The sequence below is a fragment of the Nitrospira sp. genome, from assembly GCA_037045225.1.
In the GTDB taxonomy this organism is placed as follows: Bacteria; Nitrospirota; Nitrospiria; order Nitrospirales; family Nitrospiraceae; genus Nitrospira_A.
Genome location: JBAOHZ010000008.1, coordinates 87,973 through 110,643, shown reverse-complemented (window position 1 = coordinate 110,643; position 22,671 = coordinate 87,973). Strand labels below are relative to the sequence as shown.

Genomic DNA, 22,671 nt, shown 5'->3' with positions numbered 1-22,671 from the left:
CGGGCCGAGGATTATTGGCGTTCTCACCAAGTCCCGATGGGCGACATGGACAAGGCGTCGCACGTCACGATCCTCGAAAAATGGATGAAGCGTTACAAGCCGCAGGACCTGTTCGATAAGACCGGACGCCTCAAGCCCGAACTCCAGGAGCTGGCGCCGCAGGGAACGCGTCGGATGAGCGCCAATCCCCACACGAACGGCGGCCTCCTCCTCAAGGATCTACGGTTGCCGGATTTCCGCGACTACGCCGTGAAGGTGACGAAACCTGGTGCGATGGCGGCCGAGGCCACCCGCGTTCAGGGCCGATTCCTCCGCGACGTGATGAAGGTGAACCTGGATAGCCGGAACTTCCGTCTCTTCAGCCCGGACGAGAACAACTCAAACCGTTGGCAGGACGTCTTGGAGATCACGAAACGCACCTGGATCGCAGAGACCTATTCGTACGACGACCGTCTGGATCCCGACGGCCGCGTGATGGAGATCCTGAGCGAGCACCAGTGCCAGGGCTGGCTGGAAGGGTACCTGTTAACCGGCCGGCACGGATTTTTTTCCTGCTACGAAGCGTTCATCCACATCGTGGATTCGATGTTCAATCAACATGCCAAGTGGCTGAAGGTCTGCAATCACATCCCCTGGCGGAGGCCGATCGCTTCGCTCAATTATCTCTTGTCCTCCCACGTCTGGCGGCAGGATCACAACGGATTCAGTCACCAGGACCCCGGGTTCATCGACCATGTCGTCAACAAGAAGGCGGAGGTGGTCCGGGTCTATCTTCCCCCCGACGCCAACTGCCTGTTGTCGATCACCGATCACTGCCTCCGCAGCCGTAACTATGTCAACGTGGTCGTCGCGGGAAAGCAACCGGCTCCGCAATGGCTCACGATGGACGCCGCGGTCAAACATTGCTCGGCCGGCCTCGGAATCTGGGCATGGGCCAGCAACGACAGGGGAAGCGAGCCCGACGTGGTGATGGCCTGCTGCGGCGACGTGCCGACGCTCGAAACATTGGCCGCGGCGGATCTGCTCCGCCTCCATCTGCCGCAATTGAAAGTCCGCGTGATCAATGTGGTGAACTTGATGAAGCTTCAGCCGCCGAGCGAGCATCCCCATGGATTGAGCGACAAAGAATTTGACGCGCTCTTCACGACCGACAAACCGATCATCTTCGCCTTTCATGGATACCCATGGCTGATTCACCGGCTGACCTACCGGCGGACCAATCACCCCAATTTGCACGTGCGCGGCTATAAGGAAGAAGGGACGACCTCGACCCCGTTCGATATGGTCGTGATGAACGACCTCGATCGGTTCCATCTGGTGGGGGATGTGATCGATCGGCTACCGCAGCTCGGGTCACGCGCAGCCTACGCCAAGCAGATGATCCGCGAGAAGTTGCTTGAGCACAAGCAGTACATCGCGAAGCACGGCGACGACATGCCCGAAGTGCGTGATTGGAAATGGAGCGGCAACGGATGATCCAACCGGGAAAAAGCTTTCCTCTCGGCGCGACGGTCTCTTCCGACGGGGTCAACTTCAGCCTGTTCTCCAAGAACAGCACTCGCGTGGAATTGTTGCTGTTCGATCACGTAGGCGATACCAAGCCCTCGAGGGTGATAACTCTCGATTCCCGCCGGAATCGGACCTATCACTACTGGCATGTCTTCGTGCCCGATCTCGAACCGGGCCAGATCTACGGCTATCGTGCATTCGGTCCGTTCGAGCCGCACCGAGGATTGCGCTTCGATCCCGGAAAGGTCCTGCTCGATCCGTACGGCCGGGCGGTGGCGGTGCCGGAGCAGTTCAGCCGGCATGCGGCAGGCAAGCCGGGCGAGAACACCGCCGTGGCGCTGAAGAGCGTCGTGGCGGATCCTCATGCATACGATTGGGAAGGGGATACCCCGCTGAGACACCCCTTTGCGCGCACCGTGATCTACGAGATGCACGTCGCAGGCTTCACCCGCCACCCGAATTCCGGTCTTGCACCGGCGACGCGGGGGACCTACGCCGGCCTGCGCGAGAAGATCCCGTACCTGAAGGACCTCGGCGTGACCGCCGTTGAGCTCCTGCCGGTCTTTCACTTCGACGAGCAGGACGCTCCGCCGGGCCGTGTGAACTACTGGGGTTACAGCCCCGTCTCATTTTTCGCGCCTCACGCCTCCTACAGCTCCCGCAAGGATCACTTGGGCCCGCTCGACGAGTTTCGCGACATGGTCAAGGCGCTGCATCGAGCCGACATCGAGGTCATTCTCGACGTCGTGTTCAACCATACGGCGGAGGGTGACCACGAGGGCCCCACGCTCTGTTATCGCGGCCTGGAGAACGAGGTCTACTACATCCTGGAGGAGGATCGGTCACGTTATGCCGACTATACAGGCACGGGCAACACCTTGAATGCGAATCAGCCGATTGTCCGCCGTCTGATTCTCGACAGCCTTCATTATTGGGTAGAGGCGATGCACGTGGACGGGTTTCGCTTCGACCTGGCGTCGATTCTCTCACGCGATGAGGGGGGCCGTCCGCTGGACAATCCTCCCATTCTCTGGGACATCGAATCGGATCCCTTGCTGGCCGGAACCAAACTGATCGCGGAAGCCTGGGATGCGGCGGGTCTCGATCAAGTGGGCTCATTCGTCGGCGACAGCTGGAAAGAGTGGAACGGCCGATTCCGGGACGACGTCCGGCGATTCCTGAAGGGAGACAACGGTACGGTGAGACGGGTGGCCCAACGATTGTTGGGCAGCCCGGATCTCTATGGGCACGAGGCGCGGGAACCGGAACAGAGCATCAATTTCGTGACGTGCCATGATGGGTTCACCGTCAACGACCTGGTCTCCTACAACCGGAAGCACAATGGCGCCAACGGCGAGGGCAACCGCGACGGGAGCGACGACAACCTGAGCTGGAACTGCGGCGCGGAAGGTCCCACCGGCGACCCGGCCGTCGAGCGCCTCCGCAATCGGCAAGTGAAAAACTTCCTGACGTTGACGCTGCTGTCGATCGGCGCGCCGATCGTGCTGATGGGCGACGAAGTCCGGCGCACCCAACGCGGGAACAACAATGCCTATTGTCAGGACAATGAGAGCAGCTGGTTCGACTGGACGGACGCCGACAGGCATGCCGACATCCACCGGTTCATGAAATGCCTGCTTGCACTGCGCGCGCGGGGCAATCTGGCGCGAAGAGAAAGTCCGCTCACTCTGAACGAGATCCTTGGCCAAGCCAGGATCACCTGGCACGGCATCACGCTCAACCGGCCAGACTGGAGCGACGAATCGCACAGCCTGGCGATGACGGCACGTTCCTTTGACGGCCGGTTTCTCATCCACGCCATCGCCAACGCCTATTGGGAGCCGCTCGCGTTCGAGCTGCCGCGCGCGGCCGGGAGACACCGGGGGTGGCGGCGCCTGATCGACACAGACCTGGACTCACCGCACGACATCTGTCCTGGGCCCGATGCGCCGCTCGTTTCGGATGATCGGTACCCGGTTCAACCCCGGTCCGTGGTGGTCCTGTTCGCGACGGCTGCGCTCGAATCGGAGGCCCTTGGCCATCCGGAGCGGCACCGCATCGGGAATTCGTCTAAGGAGTCCGTATGAGCGCCATGGACGATCGTCTGAACGAGCTTTTTCGACAATATGGATGCGGGCCGGTCCAGTTCTACGGGACAGATGATGCACTCTACGAACGGCATCTGGTGTTTGATAATGTCATTGCTCCCGAGAAGGCGACCCCGCGCGAGCGGTACGAGGCGGTGGCACGGTCAATCCGCGACGTCATTTCGCAGCGCTGGCTCCTGACGGAGAAGACCTATGAGCGAGAGAATCCGAAGCGGGTCTATTACCTCTCCATGGAGTTCCTTTTGGGGCGCTCACTGGCCAACAATGTCGTCAATGCGCAACTGGCGGCGATCTCGCTCGAAATCATGAAGAAGAAGAGCCATGTCGATCTGGCCCTGATCGAGACGGAGCCCGATGCCGGGCTCGGGAATGGCGGCCTTGGTCGTCTGGCCGCCTGCTTCTTGGATTCCATGGCGACGATCGAGATCCCGGGCATGGGTTACGGTCTCCGCTACGAATACGGCATGTTCAAGCAAGCTATCAAAGACGGCTGGCAATTCGAGCAGCCCGACAACTGGTTGCGGCGTCCGGATCCCTGGGAGGTGGCACGATTGGAGGAAGCGGTTGAAGTGAAGCTGAACTGTTCATTCGAACTCCGCGGGGGTGAACTGCATCCCATCATCGGCCGGCCGTCGATTTTGCTCGGCATCCCGTTCGACCGTCCGGTGATCGGCTACGGTGGAAAGACCATCAACACGCTTCGTCTCTGGGCCGCCGCCACACCGGGCTACTTTGATTTTCAGCGATTCAGCCGCGGCGATGCCGTGGGCGCGCTGGCGGAAACGCTCACCGCCGAAACGCTCACGCGCGTGCTCTATCCCGATGATTCGACGTATAGGGGACAGGGACTACGCTTCCTGCAGGAGTATTTCCTGGTCGCGTGCTCGCTTGCCGATCTTGTCCGCCGCTTCCGGCATGCGAACAACGACTGGAGTGCCTTGCCGGCAAAGGTCGCGATTCAACTGAACGACACCCACCCGGCGATGGCCGTGCCTGAACTGATGCGGATCCTGCTCGACGAGGTTCGTCTCGGGTGGGAGCAGGCCTGGGAGCTGACGCAGCGCTCACTGGCGTACACGAACCATACGCTGTTGCCTGAAGCGCTGGAGAAATGGCCGCTTAGATGGTTTGAAGTGTTGTTCCCGCGGCTGGCGGAGATCATCGGCGAGATCAACCGCCGCTTCCTCGACTCGGTGCGCGCCCGGTTTCCAGGAGACGAGGCCCTGGTCCAACGCGTCAGTCTCATCGAGGAAGGCAAGGAGCGACAGGTCCGCATGGCCAACCTCGCCATCGTCGGTTCCCACAGCACCAACGGGGTCGCCGCCATCCACTCCGAGCTCTTGCGCAGGCGAGTGGTGAAGGACTTCGCCGACATCTTTCCAGAACGTTTCAACAACAAGACCAACGGTGTGACGCCGCGGCGATGGCTCTTGACCTGCAACCCAGGCCTGGCACGTGTCATCACCGATGCCATCGGCGAGGCTTGGATCACCGATCTCAGTCAATTGGCCAAGTTGAAGCCGCTCGCCGGAGACGGGGCCTTTCAGGAGGCGTTTCGCAAAGCCAAACGGGAGGCCAAGGCGCGGTTCGTGGATTGGCTCAAGGCGACAACCGGTGAAGTGGTAGACTCCGACACGATCTTCGATAGCCAGATTAAACGCATTCATGAATATAAACGGCAACTCCTCAACGCCTTGCACATCGTGGTGCTCTACAATCGTCTGCGCGAGAATCCACACCTCGAGTTCTCGCCGCGCACGTTCTTCTTCGCCGGCAAGGCGGCGCCGGCCTATAGGCTCGCCAAGCTCGTCATCAAGTTCATCAATAACCTCGCCGGCACCATCAACGGAGATCCCGTTATGAGCGGGCGCCTGCGGGTTCTCTTCCTGCCGGACTATTGCGTGTCGCTGGCCGAACGTCTCATTCCGGCCAGCGACGTGTCCGAGCAGATCTCAACGGCCGGTTATGAAGCCAGCGGAACCAGCAACATGAAGTTCATGATGAACGGGGCGCTGACGATCGGCACACGCGACGGCGCGACGATCGAGATGGCAGAGGAAGCCGGGGAAGAGAACTTCTTCCTGTTCGGTCTCACGGCCGAAGAGATCGTCAAGAGCCGCGGTTGGTACAACCCCTACTGGCATTATGAGCAAGAACCGGAAACGCGCCGGGCGCTGGACCTGATCTTTTCAGACCACTTCAGCCGGAACGAGCCCGGCGTCTTCACTCCCATTCGTGAGGCACTGCTGACGCAGGGCGACTATTACATGCATCTGGCGGATCTGAAATCATACAGCGAGGCGCATGAAAGGCTGGGACGGCTCTATACCGACCAGGACCGCTGGACGAACAAGGCCATCCTGAATGTGGCCGGCTCCGGCAAGTTCTCCAGCGACCGCACCATCGCCGAATATGCCCGTGAAATCTGGGAGGTCACGCCATGTCCTGTGTCCTAGCCAGTGAGGCCAAAAGACATACCTATCTAGCCCGTCAGGGGAGTGGAGAAAGCGGAGATCGCCATCAATCAGGCCTTGTGATACGTGCGAGTCTTGGGCACGAACTCCGATGACGGAAACAACGCACATTGTCACGCTGTCTCCTCGTGAGTACGACGCCGTGTTGTTCGATCTCGACGGCGTGTTGACCAAGACCGCGAGCGTGCATGCAGCGGCGTGGAAAAGACTGTTCGACGGGTTGCTCGAACAGCGGGCCGCCGGCACAGGAGAAGCGTTCGCGGCCTTCGACATCGACGCCGACTACCGGCGCTACGTCGACGGCAAGCCCCGGTACGACGGCGTGGTCTCATTTCTTGACTCGCGCGGCATTGCCCTGCCTTCCGGCGCGCCCGACGATGCCCCCGGCATGCAGACCGCACATGCGTTGGGCAACATGAAGGACCACTATTTTCTGCAACAGCTGGAGCAGCACGGCATCGAGCCTTATGAAGCCTCGATCGCGCTCGTCGAAACACTTCGCGCTCAGAAGGTCAAGACGGCCGTCGTATCCTCCAGCAACAACTGCGCGGCAGTGCTGGAAGCCGCGGGGATATCGGGTCTCTTCGACGCGCGGGTGGACGGACTGGACATCACCAGGCTGGCCCTCAACGGCAAGCCGGCGCCCGATGGGTTTCTGGAAGCGGCGCGGCGCGTCAAGGCCGACCCCTCGCGGGCCGTCGTCGTCGAAGACGCCCTCGCCGGCGTCGAGGCGGGGCGCGCCGGCGGATTTGATTTGGTCATCGGAATTGATCGCAGCGGGCAATCGCAGGCGCTGCGCGAGGCCGGCGCCGATGTGGTGGTGACCAGTCTCGCGCAGGTCCAAGTGACGACGGAGTCACCTTCTACGTGGTCGCTGATCTACGAAGGGTTCGATCCGGCGAGCGAGGGAACCCGCGAGGCATTGTGCTCGCTCGGCAACGGCTATTTCTCGACGCGCGGGGCGGTGACTTGGGCACGGGCGGACGGGATCCACTATCCCGGCGCCTACCTCGCCGGCGGCTACAACCGACTGCGCACCGACATTGCCGGTCGGACGGTTGAGAACGAGGATCTCGTGAATCTGCCCAACTGGCTTGCGCTCGAATTTCGCATCGCAGACGGTGACTGGTTCGATCTGCGAACAGTCACAATCCTCTCATATCGCCAGGAACTCGATCTCCGACTCGGCATGCTGCTCCGCGCCATACATTTCGAGGATGGCCAGGGGCGGCGCAGTACGCTGAAGGAGCGCCGCTTCGTATCGATGAGCGACATGCATCTGGGCGCGCTCGAACTGGCGCTCACCGCCGAAAACTGGACTGCGCGCGTCACGGTGCGTTCGGCGATCGACGGGCGTGTCGTCAATGCGGGCGCCAAGCTCTATCGCAAGTTCAATAATCGACATCTGGAGCCGCCGGCAGGCGAGGTAGTCGGTGAAGACAGCGTCTCGTTGCTCGTCCGCACCTGCCAATCCCATATTCAGGTTGCGCAGACGGCGCGAACGCAAGCGTTCATCGGCGATGCCCCTTGGAACGGCCCGCGTCGGGTCATCAACGAACCGGACTACATCGGACAGGAATTCGACCTCGAACTGAGGCAAGGCGAAACAGCGAGGCTTGAAAAGCTGGTCTCGTTCTATACCTCGCGCGATCACGCCATTTCCGAGTGCGGATTGGCGGCCCGTAAGGCGATCGCCGGCGCGGGTCGCTTCGACGCGATCATGGCGGAGCATGCCCTCGCCTGGAAACATGTGTGGCGTTACTTCGACGTGCATATGCTGCCCGCCGACGCCCCGTTCAAGCTGAACGTCCCGATGCTTCTTCGGTTGAACATGTTTCATTTGCTGCAGGCGGTTTCGCCCCATTCGATCGGCCTCGATATCGGCGTGCCGGCGCGCGGCTGGACCGGCGAGGCCTATCAGGGCCACGTCTTTTGGGATGAACTGTTTATCTTCCCGTTTCTCAATTATCGAATGCCCGAGATCACCCGGTCTCTTCTGCTCTATCGTTACCGGCGGCTTAGTGAGGCGCGCGCAGCGGCCAGGCGCGCGGGGTTTCAGGGTGCCATGTTCCCCTGGCAAAGCGGAAGCGACGGGCAGGAAGAAACGCAGGAGCTCAATCTGAACCCGCGCTCGCAACGCTGGGTTCCGGACAACTCGTACTTGCAGCGCCATGTGGGGAGCGCCGTCGCCTATAACGTCTGGCAGTACTTTCAAGTCACTCACGACATCGAGTTTTTGCGGTTTCACGGCGCCGAGCTGATTCTCGAGATCGCGCGTTTCTGGTCCAGCATCGCCCATTTCAACGATCAGCGCGGACGTTATGAGATCCACGGCGTCATGGGACCGGACGAGTTTCACGAGGGATATCCCGGCTCACCGGCGCCCGGCTTGAAGAACAACGCCTATACCAACATCATGGCCGTCTGGGTGCTGTGGCGGGCGCTGGAGGTGCTCCACCTGCTCCCGGACATGCGTCGCGAAGCGCTCATGACGCAGCTGGGATTGTCGGAAGAAGAGATCGCCCGCTGGGACGAGATCAGCCGCAGGATGTATGTGCCGTTTCATGACGACGGAATCATCAGCCAGTTCGAGGGCTACGAAAAGCTCGCCGAGTTGGATTGGGAGAACTATCGCATGCGGTACGGCAACATCGGCCGCCTCGAACTGATTCTCGAGGCGGAGAACGACAGCGCCAACCGCTACAAGGCATCGAAACAGGCGGATACCCTGATGTTGTTTTATCTGTTTTCCTCCGAAGAGCTCGGTGAACTGTTTGAGCGCCTGGGCTATCCGTTCGACCCGGCCACGATTCCGAGACAGGTCGCCTACTACGACTCCCGCTCGTCCCACGGATCGACGCTGTCTCGGGTGGTCCATGCCTGGGTGCTGGCGCGTTCCGACCGGCCGCGGGCGGCACGCTACTTCGCGGAAGCGCTGCAGAGCGATGTGAACGATATTCAGCAGGGCACCACCGCGGAGGGCGTCCATCTCGGCGCCATGGCGGGAACGGTCGATCTCGTGCAGCGCGTGACGATGGGGATCGAAGTCTCGGGAGACGTTCTCCGTCTCAACCCGAAATTGCCTCTGGAAGTGGAACGCCTCGACATGCACCTTCGCTATCGCGGACATTCGCTCGATCTCCGACTCACACGTGATGCGCTCACCGTGCGCGGAAGCAATGGCGGCGCGACACCGATCAAACTGGGAGTCAAGAACGAGGTGTTCGAGTTCGCGGGCAGCAGCACGCGCGTGTTCAAGCTCGATCCCCCGACGTGAGTTGGAAGGGGAACGGAGGACGAAGGAGATGGTGAAGGGAACACCAGCAGCAGAGGCGTCTCTCAATTCGCTGGATGCGCGCCGCTCGAGCGACGGCAACACGCTCACGTTCATCATGACGGGACGCTGGGATTCGGACACGACCGGGGAGTGGTGGCAGCGAGGCCAACAGATCCTGACACAAGGGAAACCACGCCGACTCGTGATCGATGCGTCGGGGGTGAGCTATTGTGACGGCGCTGGGGTGGCGTTCCTGATCGATCTTCAGCAGTTGCAGATCCGCGCCGGCGGCGATGCCGCCATTCAAGGGCTGCAGGAGGAATTCCGGCGCCTTCTGGACATCTATGGGCACATCTCAATAGAGCGTCCACCGGGCCGGCGCCGTGAGCCGCTTTCGATCATTGAGCAGGTTGGAAAGGCGGCGGTCGTACTGTGGCAGGACTTCCGGGCCCTCCTGACCTTCGTCGGTGAGCTGGCGGTAACGCTGCTTCGCGCCGCTCGTCATCCGAGTCTTGTCCGTTGGCGGGATGCCTGGCTTGCGGTGGAGCAGGCCGGAGTCGATGCGTTCCCCATCATTGCGCTGATCGGAATTCTGCTGGGACTCATCTTGGCGTTTCAGTCGGCCATGCCGATGCGCCGGTTCGGGGCGGACATTTTCGTGGCCGATCTCCTGGGATTGGCGATGCTCCGCGAGATGGGACCCTTGATCACCGCGATTATCCTAGCCGGCCGGTCCGGCTCGGCGTTTGCCGCAGAACTGGGAACCATGAAAGTCAGGGAAGAGATCGATGCGCTGAGTACGATGGGGCTTGAGCCGGTTAGGTTCCTCGTCCTGCCGCGGGTCCTGGCGGCGGTGGCCGTGACCCCGCTCCTCACCATGTTCGCGAATCTCTTCGGATTGATCGGAGGAGCGGTGGTGATGCGGTCGCTCGGCTTTCCGTTGGTGACCTACATCAACCAGATTCTGTCGGCGGTGACCATTACCGACCTCGCCGGCGGGCTGGTCAAATCCCTGGTCTATGGCATCGTCGTGGCTGCGATCGGCTGCTTGCGCGGGCTGCAGACGGCGAGCGGCGCGAGCGCGGTCGGTCAATCGACCACAAGCGCGGTCGTCAGCGGCATCGTCTTGATCGCGATTGTGGACGGCGTCTTCGCCGTCCTCTTCTACTCATTGGGACTGTAACGGGGAGGCGCTCCATGCCGACAAGAGAACAGTCCATTATTCAGGTGCAGCACTTCACCGCTGCGTACCATCGTTCGGTGATTATCGACGACGTGTCCTTTGACGTGTATCACGGCGAGGTCTTTGCCATTCTGGGCGGGTCCGGCAGTGGAAAGAGCACATTGCTGAAGCACATGATCGGCCTCTACCAGCCCGCGGCCGGGCATATCTTCATCGGCGGGAAGGACATCGTGACGGCCGAGGGAGATGAGCGCACCAATATTCTCAAGAGCATTGGGGTTACGTATCAGATGGGCGCCCTGTTCGGTTCCATGACCCTGTTGGAAAATGTCCGGCTGCCTTTGGAGGAATATACGGACCTCCCGTCTGAAGCTATGGATCTGATCGCCCGCATGAAACTCAAATTGGTAGGACTGGAAACGTTCCTGGATTATCTGCCGTCCGAACTCAGCGGTGGCATGCAAAAACGTGCGGCCATCGCGCGCGCCATGGCGCTTGACCCGCACATTCTGTTTCTTGATGAACCGTCCGCCGGGCTTGACCCGATTACCTCGGCGGAACTGGACCGATTGATTCTCGGCCTGGCACGAAATCTCGGGATCACCTTTGTCGTCGTCACGCATGAGCTGCCGAGCATTTACACCATCGCTGATCGCGTGGTCATGCTGGACAAGCGGGTCAAAAAGATCGTGGCCACCGGACGACCCCAGGACCTGCGCGATCAGGCCAGCGATCCCTGGGTGCGCCAGTTTCTCAATCCCGGCCTGTCGGAAGCGCTCACCGGGGAACGCGCAGGTGAAGAGCCATGAGCGAGAAGGCGAACTATTTCAAGATCGGAGTCTTCATTCTATCGGCCGTGACCATCACGGTCATCGCGATCGTCGTGCTGGGTGGAGGCCAATGGCTCAAGCCCGTCGTGCATTGGGAAACTTATTTCGACGAATCGGTCCAGGGCCTTGCCGTTGGCTCGCCGATCAAGTATCGAGGCGTGCAGATGGGCACGGTCGAAGCCATCGATTTCGTGGGCGATGTCTATGGGCCGGAACTCGATACAACGAACCGATTGCGGTACGGTCGCTATGTGCGCATCACCGGGTCGGCCTCGCATGTCACTCCACATCTTTCCCGGGAAGAACAAGAGGCGGCGAAAGCCAGCACCATTGTCGCGGGCCTTCGGGTCCGGCTGGCTTCACAGGGCGTGACTGGAGTGGTCTACCTGGAAGCTGATTACCTAGATCCGCAGCAGTATCCGGCATTAGAAGTGCCGTGGAAACCTCAAGCTGCGTACCTGCCTTCCGCTCCGAGCACGGTGAGTGTATTGGGCGCCGCTCTCCATACGATAGCCAGAGATCTGGAAAAAGCCGACATCCACACAATAGCCGGACATCTCGATGGCCTTGTGCTGGAAACGACAAAATTTGTCAAGGACACAAATGTGCAGGCATTGAGCAGCCAGACGGGACGAGTGCTGGCAGAGCTGGAGAGGATCGCTCAGCAAGGTCGCCGGGTTATGGAGCGCCCCGAGTTGACAACCATCGTGTCGGATGCAGCCCGCACGATGGAAGGGGCAAAAACCCTGGTCATGGAATTGTCACAGATTTCCAAACAGATCAAGATCGCGTCCGACAGGTTCCCGGATGCCTCGAACCGGTTAGAGAAGAGCGTCCGGCGAGTAGACACGCTGCTCGCAAATAAAAGTCAAGATATCGAAGAGACGATAGAGAATCTTCGAGTGGTTTCAGCAAACCTCCGGGAGTTGACCGACAACGCGAAACGATACCCGGCTCAGGTGTTCTTGGGCGAACCTCCGCCAAAAGTAGGACCAGCAAAACGCTAATATGCTCACAACAGCAGTGCCCCGTCTCATATGCATCTGCCTTGCCAGTCTCGTCCTTGATGGTTGTGTCGGTCTCAGTAAGAGCTACCCGGAGAAACACTCCTATGCGCTCGAGGTGGTGCGCCAAGGCGAGCCGTTCGCTCCGACTCCTGGCAGCGTGTTGAAGGTCCGGAAATTTCGCGCCTCGCCGGCTGCTGGCGAGAAGGAGCTGGTGTATCGCACGAGTGATACCCGCTATGAAGCGGATTTTTACAATGAGTGGTTTGTCCCGCCCAATGCAATGATCACCCAGCAGGTCTTGAACTGGCTGACGAGGGCTGGCCTGTTTGAATTTGTCATGGATTCATCAGGCCCATTACCCGCCACGCACATGCTTGAGGGGACCCTGACGGCCCTGTATGGAGATTATCGTGCGACCCCTGCAAAGGCCGTTCTGGCTGTCCAATTCTTCCTCCTTCATGAGGCGTCCGGTCAGGCAGAGGTTCTATGGCATCAGGAGTATCGGAAAGAAGTGGACGTCATGGAACAGACGCCCGAGGCGCTCGTGTCCGGCTGGAATGGGGCACTTCGACTTATCTTGAGTGCTCTTGATGAGGACCTGACTGGAACGCTTCGGCGTCAGTGACCCATGGGCAGATCAAGCCGTTAGGGACATTCCTAGGTTCTTGCTCTGAACGATTCAGCCATTTTTATAAAGGTCCGCTGGAATCAGCGCGCGACGTGGCGATGACTGCGACCCAGTTCCACAAGCCCGGAACAGAGCGGAAAGTTCATTCTCCGCGTGAGGATAGGTCCAGTTCTGCCACGGCGTTGTCGAGCATCTGCGCGTAGCGGCCCCGAAGCTGTGCGTGCTTGTGAGCAGATGAGTGTTGTTGCCCTTGATCAAGGAGCGCCGGCCGCGCCTGAGAATGCTAGATGTGCCGTCAGATAACCCATGCACGTGCGGTCATGGAAGAAAAACGAGACGAAGGAGACGTACGCCATGAAAGCCTTACAGATCAGTCAATATGGAGCCTCGGATGTCTTGGATCTATATCAAAACGCGCCGAAGCCCGTGCCTGCGAAGGAGTAGGTGCTGGTCGAGGTGCGCGCAGCGAGCATCAACCCGATCGATTGGAAGGTCCGCACCGGATACATGAAAGACGAGGCGCCGTTCACGATGCCCGCGACGTTAGGCGGAGACTGTTGCAGCATGGTCGCCGGCGTAAGAGAGTCGGCCTCCGGCTTGAGAGTCGGGGATCGAGTGTACGGCTATGCGAGTCTCTCATCCGGCGGCTCGGGATCGTTTGCTGAATTTGTTGCGGCCAAAGAGGCGACCCTCGCCCTTGCTCCTCGGAATGTCGGCTTTACGGAAGCTGCGGCGCTGCCGCTTGTCGGAGCCAGCGCCGTGCAAGCGATCGAGGAACACATCAAGCTACAGCGTGGTCAAAGGATTCTCATACACGGCGGAGCCGGCGGCATCGGCAGCCTGGCCATTCAGCTCGCCAAATCCATCGGCGCTCACGTGGCGACGACCGCCAGTGCCGAGGACAAGGCCTACGTGAAAGAATTGGGAGCAGACGAGGTGATCGACTACAAGCACGAAGCATTCGAGCAAAAGCTGCGCGACCTGGATGCCGTGTTCGATACGGTCGGCGGCCCCACGACGGAGAAATCCTTCAAGGCGCTGAAAAAAGGCGGCACCCTGGTGTCAATGCTGGGCCAGCCTGATACCGGGCTCGCGCAACGACATGGGGTGACGGCGATCGGTCAACTCACCCACGTGACGACTGAGGTCTTGAAGCGGGTCGCGCAGCTGGTAGACAGCGGAACGATCAAAGTCCGCATCGACAAGGTCTTTCCGCTGGACAAAGCCAAAGAAGCGTTTGAGCACGTTGAAAAAGGCAGATCACACGGCAAGGTGGTCCTGGAGATCAAGCCGGGGAATTAATGAGCGGGGTCCTGCAACAACTCGCGCGCCTGGATATCGGCAAGGCCCCGAACTGGGTCGAGATCATCGCATTGCCCGAGTGAGCGCAGCAATGCATGGCGAGTGCGAATCCGAGGAGATCTCATGAGCAGCCGCAACAGAACGACAGAAGGAGGTTCCGTATGGAACGCCTGGACGCAGCCGGCGGATTCGACAAGATCTTAGCGCGTCAGGGAACAATTGCATTGGAACCTGCAGCACGACCGTCGCGCCTTCAACCGAATGGCGCCCTGAACCAGATCAGGTCGATGTTCTGCTCGGCCATGGCGGCTTTGCTGCTTGGCCTTGTCGGCGCTTTCGCTCCCTCGTCAACCTGGGCGGATTCCGCCCCCCCCGACAAAGCGGTTGCGGCATCCATCGCCGCTTTTGTCAATGTCTGGAACGCCCATGACGCAACGGCTCTCGGTCGACTGTTTACGGACGATGGGGATTTCGTCGGCATCGCAGGAACCTGGTGGCGCGGCCCCGCCGAGATTGCCAAGGTCCATGCCGAACTGTTCGCCGGCCGCTACGATAAGAGCGTCTACACCGCCGATGAATCGCCGAGTATCATCTTTCTCAAACCGGACGTCGCGCTGGTTCATTGGCGCTGGACGATTTCCGGAGTGCGCAGTGCCGATGGAGATCTCCTGCCACCGTACCGCGGGATATTCACATGGTTGCTGGTCAGTCGCGATGGCGCCTGGCGATTGCGAGCGGCCCAGAATAACGTCAGTAAATAGGAGGTCAGAATGAAGCCACTTTTCGGATTCTGCGCCATCGTTCTTGGCTTCGGTCTGTCGAGCGTGCCGGCGCTTGCGGCCGATGACGGCATTCCAGTCGACCGCGTACCCGACGCGAACCGCCAGACGTTGTCCGACTTCACCGCTGCCGCATGCCCGGACAATCCCCGCAGCCTAGAGCAGATCAAGGGCAATCTCTATCGCCACACGACGGGACCGGGCCTCGCGGTCCACAGCGGCCTTGTCCTGATCACGAAGGAAGGCGCGCTGGTCATCGATCCCGCGATGACCTGCACCGCGACGTGGTTACGCGACGAGATCAAAAAACGCTTCGACCTGCCGGTGAAGTATGTCCTCTACACGCACGCCCATGCCGATCACATTAGCGGCGGTCAGATCTTTCAGAACGACGGCGCGATCGTTGTGGCGAACCGGCGCGCAATTGAGCCGATCGTTGGCGAAAAGATCCCGACGGCGCTGCCGGATCGGGTATTCGACCAGGACATGACCATTACGCTTGGCGGCGAAATGGTGAAATTGCACCGCGTCGCACCAAGCCATTCCGACAGCATGGTCATGATACAGTTCCCGTCCTACAAGGCCTTGCAGTGCACCGACGTCTGCGAAAGCAAGTCGATGCCCTACAACGACTTGCTCGACTTCTACTATGACGGCTGGATCGAGACGCTCGACTGGGTAATCAAGCAGGACGTCGAGATCATCGATGTCGGTCACTACACGCCTGCGGTGAAGGCCGACATCGTGGCCGAACGAAACTATCTCGTCGATCTGCACCAGCAGGTGCTCGATCTCGTGCGCGCAGGCCAATCCTGGGATCAGCTCTACCGGAATGTGAAGTTCAGCGACGAAGTACAGAAATGGACTGCCTTCAGCACGATGAAGACGCTGAACATCCTCGGCATGTACCGCTGGGTGGAAAATCATCGCCGAGGCGAGTGGTAGCGGCGATGTCGACAACGAGTCTGAAAGGGGGAACGATGATGACTGATGCAGTCAGAATATTGGGCTTTGCGGGGAGCCTTCGGAAACAGTCCTACAACCGGTCCGCGCTTCGGGTCGCCGGTAAGCTTGTTCCTGCAGGCATCACGCTTGAGACGTTCGATCTGGCCGGCATCCCGTCCTTCAACCAGGATCATGAGCGAGAGCCGCCTCCCGCCGTGCGGCAGTTCAAGGACAAAGTGAAAACCGCTGATGCGATTCTGATCGTGACGCCGGAATACAATTATTCTGTTCCAGGCGTTCTCAAGAATGCCATCGACTGGGCTTCGCGTCTCTATGGCGAAAGTGCCTGGGACGGGAAGCCGGTGGGTATCATGGGCGCCTCGGTTGGAATGACCGGCACCGTTCGTGCGCAGTATCACCGGCGTCAGATGTTCGTCTTTCTCAATATGTTCCCGCTGAACCAGCCGGAAGTGATGATCGCCAATGCCCACGAAAAGTTCGATGAGGACGGAAACTTGAAAGACGAAAAAACGGCTGCAAAGATTCGTGAACTGCTCCAGGCCCTTGGCGACTGGGCGAAAAGACTCAAGAAGGGGAAGACCTGGGCCGGTGGATGATGGGTTACGGGATCATGGTGTTCACATGATTGCGTACGTTTCGAACGCCGAGAGTCGTGACATCTCTGTACTTCTGCTGAACGATCGTGACGGTAGTCTACGTCTGATCGAGACAGTCTCTGTTACCGGAGACGTCATGCACCTCGCGACCAGCCCCGACCGTAAATTCTTGTACGCGTCCTTGACCTCGAAACCCTACTCGGTGAGCAACTGGATGATTGATCCGGAGAGCGGTAGGTTGGGACCGATGCAAACAGCGCCTGCCGCCGACAAGATGGCCTATCTGTCGCTTGACCGCAGCGGCCGCTACCTGTTCGGCGCGTCCTATTTCGGCGATACGATTTCCGTCAATGCCGTCGGCGCACGCGGCGAAATCGGTCCGAAGCCGCTGCGCGTCATCCCGACCCGCAAGCACCCGCACTGTATCGTGACCGACCCTTCCAACACATTCCTGTACGTCCCCGCTTTGGGAGCGGACGCGATCCTGCAATATCGCTTCGCCGAGCTGAGCGGCGAACTCGCGCCGAACAACCCACCGGCTGTCGCAACTCAAAAGGGCGCCGGTCCTCGCCATCTCGTGTTTCACCCCAATCACCGCCGGGCGTTCTGCACGAACGAACTTGACGGCACCGTAAACATGTATGACATCAACGGTTCCGGCACACTCACGCCGCTCGGTTCGATTTCAGTGATGCCGGCCGGATTCGACAAGAAGAAGCCGTGGACTGCGGACATTCATCTGACTCCGGACGGGAGGTTTCTGTATGCGTCCGAGCGCAGTTCGAGTACGATCGCGGCATTTCGAGTCACCGACGGCACGCTGACGTTGATCGGCCACTATCCGACCGAGACGCAACCGCGTGGTTTCAATGTCGATCCCCAAGGACGATACCTCCTCGCTGTCGGCGAACAGTCCAACGGCCTCAGCGTCTACGAGATCCATCCAAAAACCGGCGCGTTGCGGAAACTGTCCCACATGGACGTCGGCAAGGCGCCGAACTGGGTCGAGATCATTGGATTGCCATAGTAGCGCGGCAATGCATGGCGAGTGCGAATTCAAGGTACTCTCAGGAGCAGTCGCAACAGGACAACACAAGGAGGTTCCGTATGGAACGCCATGAAGCAGCCGATGTCTCGCGGCGTCAGATGTTGGGGTGCGTCACCAGCGGGCTTGTCGCCGCCGTCGCGGCGCCGGCATTGGCGCAACAGGCGAGCGATAGGGAAGCGATGAGTGAGGCGCCGAAAAGTCGGAAACCGCTTCCACAGTATCCGAAACCGCCTTTTCTCCGACAACATCAAGAGCCGCCCGGCCTTGCGAGCAAGATGGCACCGCGGCCCGATCACGGGGAGATGACGTATCAGGGAAATCGACGGTTGGAAGGGCGCAAGGCGTTGGTGACAGGAGGCGATTCCGGTATCGGACGTGCGGCGGTGATCGCCTTCGCCCGCGAGGTGGTTCAGCTCATTCGCATGCGGGGCGGAAGGCGGTGGCGCTGCCGGGAGATATTCGGGATGAGACGTTCTGCAAAAAACTTGTCGACGCGGCCGTCCGCGAACTCGGCGGCCTGGATATTCTTGTGAACAATGCCGCCAGGCAGCAGGCCGTCGCCTCGATCCTCGACCTGACCACCGAGTCGTTTGACGCCACGTTCAAGACGAACGTCCATGCGATGTTTTGGATCACCAAGGCGGCGCTTTCCCATCTCAAGCCGGGCGCCTGCATCATCAACACAACGTCGGCCCAAGCCTATGAGTAATCCGCGCATCTGCTCGACTATGCCCAGACGAAGTCGGCGATCGTGGCCTTCACCAAAGCGCTGGCTCAGCAAGTCGGACAAAAGGGCATCCGTGTGAACGCGGTCGCCCCTGGACTGGTGTGGACGCCGCTCGAGGTGAGCGGCGGGTTGCTCGACGGCATGCTCGAGACCTTCGGACAGGGCAAGCCGATCGGAGGACGCCCAGGCCAGCCGGCAGAACTGGCGTCACTGTATGTGCTGTTGGCATCCGAGGAGCCCGGCTACTCCTCAGGTCAAGTGTTCGGCGCAACCGGAGGGACAGGGGGACCGTGAACGAAACTACACTTCTCTCACTGGAACGCCATCGGATGAAACGCTCTGTTGACTGCGTTGCGGCATGGGTTCTCGGTGCGCTCGTCGTGACAAGCGGCTCACCGAGTTCCGCCACGGAGCAGACCATCACGGTGAACCCTTCGACCATGCCACGCTTCGGCTCTGTAGAGGCGCGCTACCAGTCGTACAATATCGAGATGCTGGAGGAGGTCACATGCGCCACCGTGTTTTCTCAACCACCGTTCGTCCATGGATGGACCGCGGCCTGACGGCCGATGCACGCGCCGCGCTGGTCGTGGAGGCCATGACGCAAGATGAGAAGTTCTCCTGGCTGTCCGCGCCTATGGCGATCCCGCTTGGGGGTGCTTCGAAACCGGAGGGCGCGATCGGATCGGCAGCCTATTACCCTGCCATCCCACGTCTCGGCATTCCGGCCATGCAGCAGACCGACGCGAGCCTCGGCGTGGGAAACCTCGTCAACGTTCGTCCCGGCGACCACGCAACCGCTCTTCCTTCCTCGCTTCTCCTGGGAGCAACCTTCGATCCCGATACAGCGCGCGAGACCGGAGCTCTCATCGGACAAGAGGCCAGGGCGAAGGGCTTCACTGTGCTGCTCGCAGGGGGCTGCAACCTCGTTCGGGATCCTCGCGGCGGTCGAAGTTTTGAATATGTCTCGGAGGATCCACTGCTGACCGGCACCCTGGTGGGCAACTCGATCGCCGGCATCCAGAGCCGGCAAGTCGTCTCAACCGCAAAGCACTTCATCCTGAACCCGCAGGAGACCGGGCGCGTGATGGTCAGTTCCGACCTTGGGGATGCAGCGATGCACGAGTCCGACCTGCTGGCCTTCAAAATCGCAATCGAAATCGGCCAACCCGGCGCAATCATGGCCGGTTACAATCTCATCAACGGCGAGTACGCCTCCGAGAACGCCTATCTTTTGAATACCGTCCTGAAGGGTGAGTGGAAATACCCGGGTTGGGTGATGGCCGACTGGGGCGCGACCCATTCGACGGAAAAGGCCGCATTGGCCGGACTCGATGTCCAGTCCGGCGCCAATCTCGACCCAGAGCACTTCTTCGGTGAGCCGTTGCGCAAGGCCGTTGAGAAAGGCCGCGTGCCTCAGTCGAGGATCGATGACATGGTTCGCCGCCAGATGCGCAGCCTGTTTGCGGTCGGTGCGATCGACAATCCTGCCGCTCCAGGGCAGCCGATCGATTACGAGGCTCACAAGCTCGTCGCGCAGCGCGCGGCCGAAAAGGGCATCGTGCTGTTAAAAAACGAAGAGGATGTGCTGCCTTTTGCCAAGGGCGCAAAACGGATTCTCGTGGTCGGCGCACATGCCGACGTTGGAGTTCCGTCCGGCGGAGGATCGGCTTCCGTGACGCCGGTCGGCAGCATCGTAGAGCCGGGCGCATCGTTCATGGGCCTTATGACGGCGAAGGTCTACCATCCATCATCGCCTCTGATGGCGATTAGGGCTGAGGCCAGTGCCGCGAATGTCGACTATCTGGACGGCAAGGATATTGAGGCGGCTCGCAAGGCGGCCCCCGATGCCGATATGGTCATTGTCTTCGCGGAAGAGTGGCGCTCGGAGGGGCTGGACGCGCCAAATTTGTCTTTGCCTGACAATCAAGACACGCTCATCGATGCGGTTGCCTCGGCCAATCCCCGAACAGTCGTCGTTCTACAAACGGCTGGTCCGGTCTTGATGCCATGGCTTTCCAAGGTCCCGGCCGTCTTGCAAGCATTCTATTCGGGATCGGGAGGAGCGCCTGCGATGGCGGGAGTTCTGTTCGGACGCGTGAACCCCTCCGGTCGCCTTCCGTTCACGTTTCCTCAAAGCGAAACACAGTTGTCACGTGTCGAGCAGCGGGATCCGAAAACAACGACGTCCAATCCTGGCGAGGAGCGGAGGGGCGGGATATTCCATGTCTCCTACGACATTGAAGGTTCGGACGTCGGCTATCGCTGGTTTGAGCGAGAGAATCTGACGCCTTTGTTCCCATTCGGATATGGCCGGTCGTACACCGACTTCGCCTTCTCCGATGTGGAGATCCGGGCTGTCGGAGCCACGATTGAGGTCTCGCTGAAGGTGGAGAACACCGGAGACCGCGCTGGAGTCACCGTCCCTCAGATCTACTGCTCGAAGGCCGGGAAGAACGGCTTCGTGTCCCGACTCGGCGGCTTTAGCCGCGTTGAATTGGAGCCGGGCGAAAGGAAGTCGGTGACGGTAACGGTCGACCCGCGTCTGCTCGCCCGGTTCGATCCATCGGATCGTGCCTTCCATATCTCAGGCGGTGACTACACGGTTTTCGTTGGTGACCATGCACAGGACCAGAACGGTGTGCGCCGGAACGTGACGCTCGGCAAGCATCGCCTTTGACCCGAGAAGGCCGCCCTCGGATCGGCTCTCGGCCAGATAGGTCAGATGAATGCTCTCATCAGCGAGTGGATGCCTTACTACGCTCATTCCATTTATCAAGAAGGAGGATCAGATATGAGCACGGTTGAATTTTTTGTGACACCAGGCTACGGCGAGAGGAAATTGGAGAAGTTCCATTACTCGCAAGCCGTCAAAGTCGGAAACCGAGTCGAAATTTCCGGACAAGGGGGCTGGAACAACGATGGGGAGTTTCCTGATTCTGTCGAAAAAGAGATCATGCAGGCGTTCGAGAATGTCGAACGGACACTTGCTACGGCAGGAGCGTCCTGGAAGGATGTCGTCCATGTGAACTCCTATCATGTGCCTACTGCAACTGATTTCATTGGAGAGGAGCATCTTTCCACTATGACGGATCAGTTCAGGAAGCGCATGGGTGCTCGGGCACCTATTTGGACATGCATTGGAGTGCCCTCACTGGGCGACCCAAAGATGCGTGTGGAAATACGCGTTACGGCAATCATCGAAGATGACGCTTAAGCTGAAGCGGCGTATGGGACCCTCGTGCGGCTGACAGAAGAGGCACCCCGCATGAATAGCACCCTATCCCACAGGAGGTGACATCATGAAGATCGGCATCATCGGCGCAGGCCAGATCGGCGGCACACTCACCTGTCGCCTGACGGCACTGGGGCACGACGTGTCCGTGGCCTACTCGCGCGGACCCGAGACGCTGCGCACATTGACGAAGGAGACCGGCGCGAAGCCGGTCACGGTGAAGGAAGCCGCCCGTGCTGGCGAGGTGGCGATCGTCACCATCCCGATGAAGAGCATTCCAAAACTCCCGCGCGACCTCTTCGAGGGCGTGCCGGACGACACGGCGCGCGGGCCTCATCGAAGAAGAAGCGGAGCGGCTGACGGACGCAGGCTACCGCGCGCTCGCGGTTGCGGCGGACGTGACGAACGGCGGCCAGGTGAACGCGATGGTTGCGCGCGCCGTCGAGCACTTCGGTCGACTCGACTACGCCGTGAACAATGCCGGGATCATCAACGAACGGATCGCGGCGCACGAGATCACCGAGGAGGAGTGGGATCTGTTGATCGCCGTGAACCTGACGGCGGTCTGGCTATGGATGAAGCACGAGCTCACGCAGATGGTGAAGCAGCGATCCGGAGCGATCGTGAACCTCTCCTCGGTCGCCGGGCTCCGCGCAGCACCGGCGTCGAGTACGCCTCGCAAGGTATTCGCGTGAACGCCATCTGTCCGGGCTGGGTCGAGACATCTATGCCGGCGGACTACGGCAGCGACCTCGAGCGCCATCGGCAGATGGTCGCGTCGGAGCCCATCGGCCGGACCGCGCAACCCGAAGAGATCGCCGCCACCGCGGTCTGGCTTTGCTCCGACGCGGCCAGTTTCATCACCGGCGATGCCATCGCAGTCGACGGTGGCATGACCGTTTGACGCGCGAACGCGAACTCGATGAGGTAAGACGGTCGTGAAGATTTCCTGACGTGCCCCGCATTTCATTCGTATTTTGCCGGCGCGCCCGAGGCGTCCGT

At 60.2% G+C, this 22,671-nt stretch carries 17 protein-coding genes and 2 pseudogenes; 18 read left to right on the top strand and 1 reads right to left on the bottom strand.

Annotated elements, in window-relative coordinates:
* The 17 genes and pseudogenes from V9G17_01135 to V9G17_01055 all read left to right on the top strand — a co-directional run.
* Positions 1 to 1,476: phosphoketolase family protein (locus tag V9G17_01135; GenBank protein MEI2751176.1), on the top strand; the 1,476-nt coding region annotated here is incomplete at its 5' end.
* Positions 1,473 to 3,596, top strand: coding sequence for a glycogen debranching protein GlgX (gene glgX / locus V9G17_01130; protein MEI2751175.1), 2,124 nt, complete (start codon positions 1,473 to 1,475; stop codon positions 3,594 to 3,596). The genes V9G17_01135 and glgX, both read left to right, overlap by 4 nt.
* Positions 3,593 to 6,073 carry a glycogen/starch/alpha-glucan phosphorylase gene (locus V9G17_01125; protein MEI2751174.1) on the top strand — a complete coding sequence of 827 codons (2,481 nt, stop codon included), beginning with the start codon at positions 3,593 to 3,595 and terminating at the stop codon, positions 6,071 to 6,073. Before glgX ends, V9G17_01125 begins: the two co-directional genes overlap by 4 nt.
* Positions 6,074 to 6,182: 109 nt before the next feature.
* On the top strand, positions 6,183 to 9,368 hold the full coding sequence (locus V9G17_01120) for a beta-phosphoglucomutase family hydrolase (protein MEI2751173.1): 3,186 nt from the start codon (positions 6,183 to 6,185) through the stop codon (positions 9,366 to 9,368).
* Between the two features lie 28 nt (positions 9,369 to 9,396).
* Positions 9,397 to 10,551, top strand: a complete 1,155-nt coding sequence (locus V9G17_01115; GenBank protein ID MEI2751172.1) for an MlaE family lipid ABC transporter permease subunit — start codon at positions 9,397 to 9,399, stop codon at positions 10,549 to 10,551.
* A gap of 14 nt (positions 10,552 to 10,565) precedes the next feature.
* Positions 10,566 to 11,360, top strand: a complete 795-nt coding sequence (locus V9G17_01110; GenBank protein ID MEI2751171.1) for an ATP-binding cassette domain-containing protein — start codon at positions 10,566 to 10,568, stop codon at positions 11,358 to 11,360.
* Positions 11,357 to 12,388 carry an MlaD family protein gene (locus V9G17_01105; protein MEI2751170.1) on the top strand — a complete coding sequence of 344 codons (1,032 nt, stop codon included), beginning with the start codon at positions 11,357 to 11,359 and terminating at the stop codon, positions 12,386 to 12,388. The genes V9G17_01110 and V9G17_01105 overlap by 4 nt, the downstream gene beginning before the upstream one ends.
* 1 nt (position 12,389) lies before the next feature.
* Entirely contained in the window at positions 12,390 to 13,013 is a 624-nt protein-coding gene (locus V9G17_01100; GenBank protein MEI2751169.1) for an ABC-type transport auxiliary lipoprotein family protein, read from the top strand.
* 447 nt (positions 13,014 to 13,460) lie between these two features.
* Positions 13,461 to 14,318 (top strand): NADP-dependent oxidoreductase, encoded by an 858-nt coding sequence (locus V9G17_01095; GenBank protein MEI2751168.1) that lies wholly within the window; start codon positions 13,461 to 13,463, stop codon positions 14,316 to 14,318.
* A gap of 161 nt (positions 14,319 to 14,479) precedes the next feature.
* A complete protein-coding gene (locus tag V9G17_01090) occupies positions 14,480 to 15,079 on the top strand; it encodes an SgcJ/EcaC family oxidoreductase (protein ID MEI2751167.1) in 600 nt (199 codons plus the stop codon).
* 9 nt (positions 15,080 to 15,088) lie between these two features.
* On the top strand, positions 15,089 to 16,042 hold the full coding sequence (locus tag V9G17_01085; protein ID MEI2751166.1) for an MBL fold metallo-hydrolase: 954 nt from the start codon (positions 15,089 to 15,091) through the stop codon (positions 16,040 to 16,042).
* A gap of 35 nt (positions 16,043 to 16,077) precedes the next feature.
* Positions 16,078 to 16,659 (top strand): NAD(P)H-dependent oxidoreductase, encoded by a 582-nt coding sequence (locus tag V9G17_01080; GenBank protein MEI2751165.1) that lies wholly within the window; start codon positions 16,078 to 16,080, stop codon positions 16,657 to 16,659.
* 25 nt (positions 16,660 to 16,684) lie between these two features.
* Positions 16,685 to 17,686, top strand: a complete 1,002-nt coding sequence (locus V9G17_01075) for a beta-propeller fold lactonase family protein (GenBank protein MEI2751164.1) — start codon at positions 16,685 to 16,687, stop codon at positions 17,684 to 17,686.
* Between the two features lie 80 nt (positions 17,687 to 17,766).
* Positions 17,767 to 18,240, top strand: a complete 474-nt coding sequence (locus V9G17_01070) for a hypothetical protein (protein ID MEI2751163.1) — start codon at positions 17,767 to 17,769, stop codon at positions 18,238 to 18,240.
* Positions 18,147 to 18,728: pseudogene (locus V9G17_01065) on the top strand (SDR family oxidoreductase). Before V9G17_01070 ends, V9G17_01065 begins: the two are co-directional and overlap by 94 nt.
* Positions 18,729 to 18,942: 214 nt before the next feature.
* Positions 18,943 to 21,114 carry a glycoside hydrolase family 3 C-terminal domain-containing protein gene (locus V9G17_01060; protein ID MEI2751162.1) on the top strand — a complete coding sequence of 724 codons (2,172 nt, stop codon included), beginning with the start codon at positions 18,943 to 18,945 and terminating at the stop codon, positions 21,112 to 21,114.
* 114 nt (positions 21,115 to 21,228) lie between these two features.
* Positions 21,229 to 21,651 carry a RidA family protein gene (locus V9G17_01055; protein MEI2751161.1) on the top strand — a complete coding sequence of 141 codons (423 nt, stop codon included), beginning with the start codon at positions 21,229 to 21,231 and terminating at the stop codon, positions 21,649 to 21,651.
* A 171-nt stretch (positions 21,652 to 21,822) separates the two neighbouring features.
* On the opposite strand, the gene V9G17_01050 is transcribed toward V9G17_01055, so the two are convergent.
* The gene (locus tag V9G17_01050) at positions 21,823 to 21,945 is read right to left on the bottom strand and encodes a hypothetical protein (protein MEI2751160.1); all 123 of its coding nucleotides are present in this window, start codon (positions 21,943 to 21,945) and stop codon (positions 21,823 to 21,825) included.
* 53 nt (positions 21,946 to 21,998) lie between these two features.
* On the opposite strand from V9G17_01050, the pseudogene V9G17_01045 reads away from it, so the two are divergent.
* A pseudogene (locus V9G17_01045) lies at positions 21,999 to 22,573 on the top strand (SDR family oxidoreductase).
* Positions 22,574 to 22,671: the final 98 nt, after the last annotated feature.

Coding starts and splice junctions, on each gene's coding strand:
- V9G17_01100 (MEI2751169.1), top strand. CDS start 12,390: ATGCTCACAACAGCAGTGCCCCGTCTCATATGCATCTGCCTTGCCAGT.
- V9G17_01125 (MEI2751174.1), top strand. CDS start 3,593: ATGAGCGCCATGGACGATCGTCTGAACGAGCTTTTTCGACAATATGGA.
- V9G17_01070 (MEI2751163.1), top strand. CDS start 17,767: ATGGAACGCCATGAAGCAGCCGATGTCTCGCGGCGTCAGATGTTGGGG.
- V9G17_01050 (MEI2751160.1), bottom strand. CDS start 21,945: ATGCTCTTCATCGGGATGGTGACGATCGCCACCTCGCCAGCACGGGCG.
- V9G17_01110 (MEI2751171.1), top strand. CDS start 10,566: ATGCCGACAAGAGAACAGTCCATTATTCAGGTGCAGCACTTCACCGCT.
- V9G17_01080 (MEI2751165.1), top strand. CDS start 16,078: ATGATGACTGATGCAGTCAGAATATTGGGCTTTGCGGGGAGCCTTCGG.
- V9G17_01115 (MEI2751172.1), top strand. CDS start 9,397: ATGGTGAAGGGAACACCAGCAGCAGAGGCGTCTCTCAATTCGCTGGAT.
- V9G17_01105 (MEI2751170.1), top strand. CDS start 11,357: ATGAGCGAGAAGGCGAACTATTTCAAGATCGGAGTCTTCATTCTATCG.
- V9G17_01120 (MEI2751173.1), top strand. CDS start 6,183: ATGACGGAAACAACGCACATTGTCACGCTGTCTCCTCGTGAGTACGAC.
- V9G17_01055 (MEI2751161.1), top strand. CDS start 21,229: ATGAGCACGGTTGAATTTTTTGTGACACCAGGCTACGGCGAGAGGAAA.
- glgX (MEI2751175.1), top strand. CDS start 1,473: ATGATCCAACCGGGAAAAAGCTTTCCTCTCGGCGCGACGGTCTCTTCC.
- V9G17_01075 (MEI2751164.1), top strand. CDS start 16,685: ATGATTGCGTACGTTTCGAACGCCGAGAGTCGTGACATCTCTGTACTT.
- V9G17_01090 (MEI2751167.1), top strand. CDS start 14,480: ATGGAACGCCTGGACGCAGCCGGCGGATTCGACAAGATCTTAGCGCGT.
- V9G17_01085 (MEI2751166.1), top strand. CDS start 15,089: ATGAAGCCACTTTTCGGATTCTGCGCCATCGTTCTTGGCTTCGGTCTG.
- V9G17_01060 (MEI2751162.1), top strand. CDS start 18,943: ATGCGCCACCGTGTTTTCTCAACCACCGTTCGTCCATGGATGGACCGC.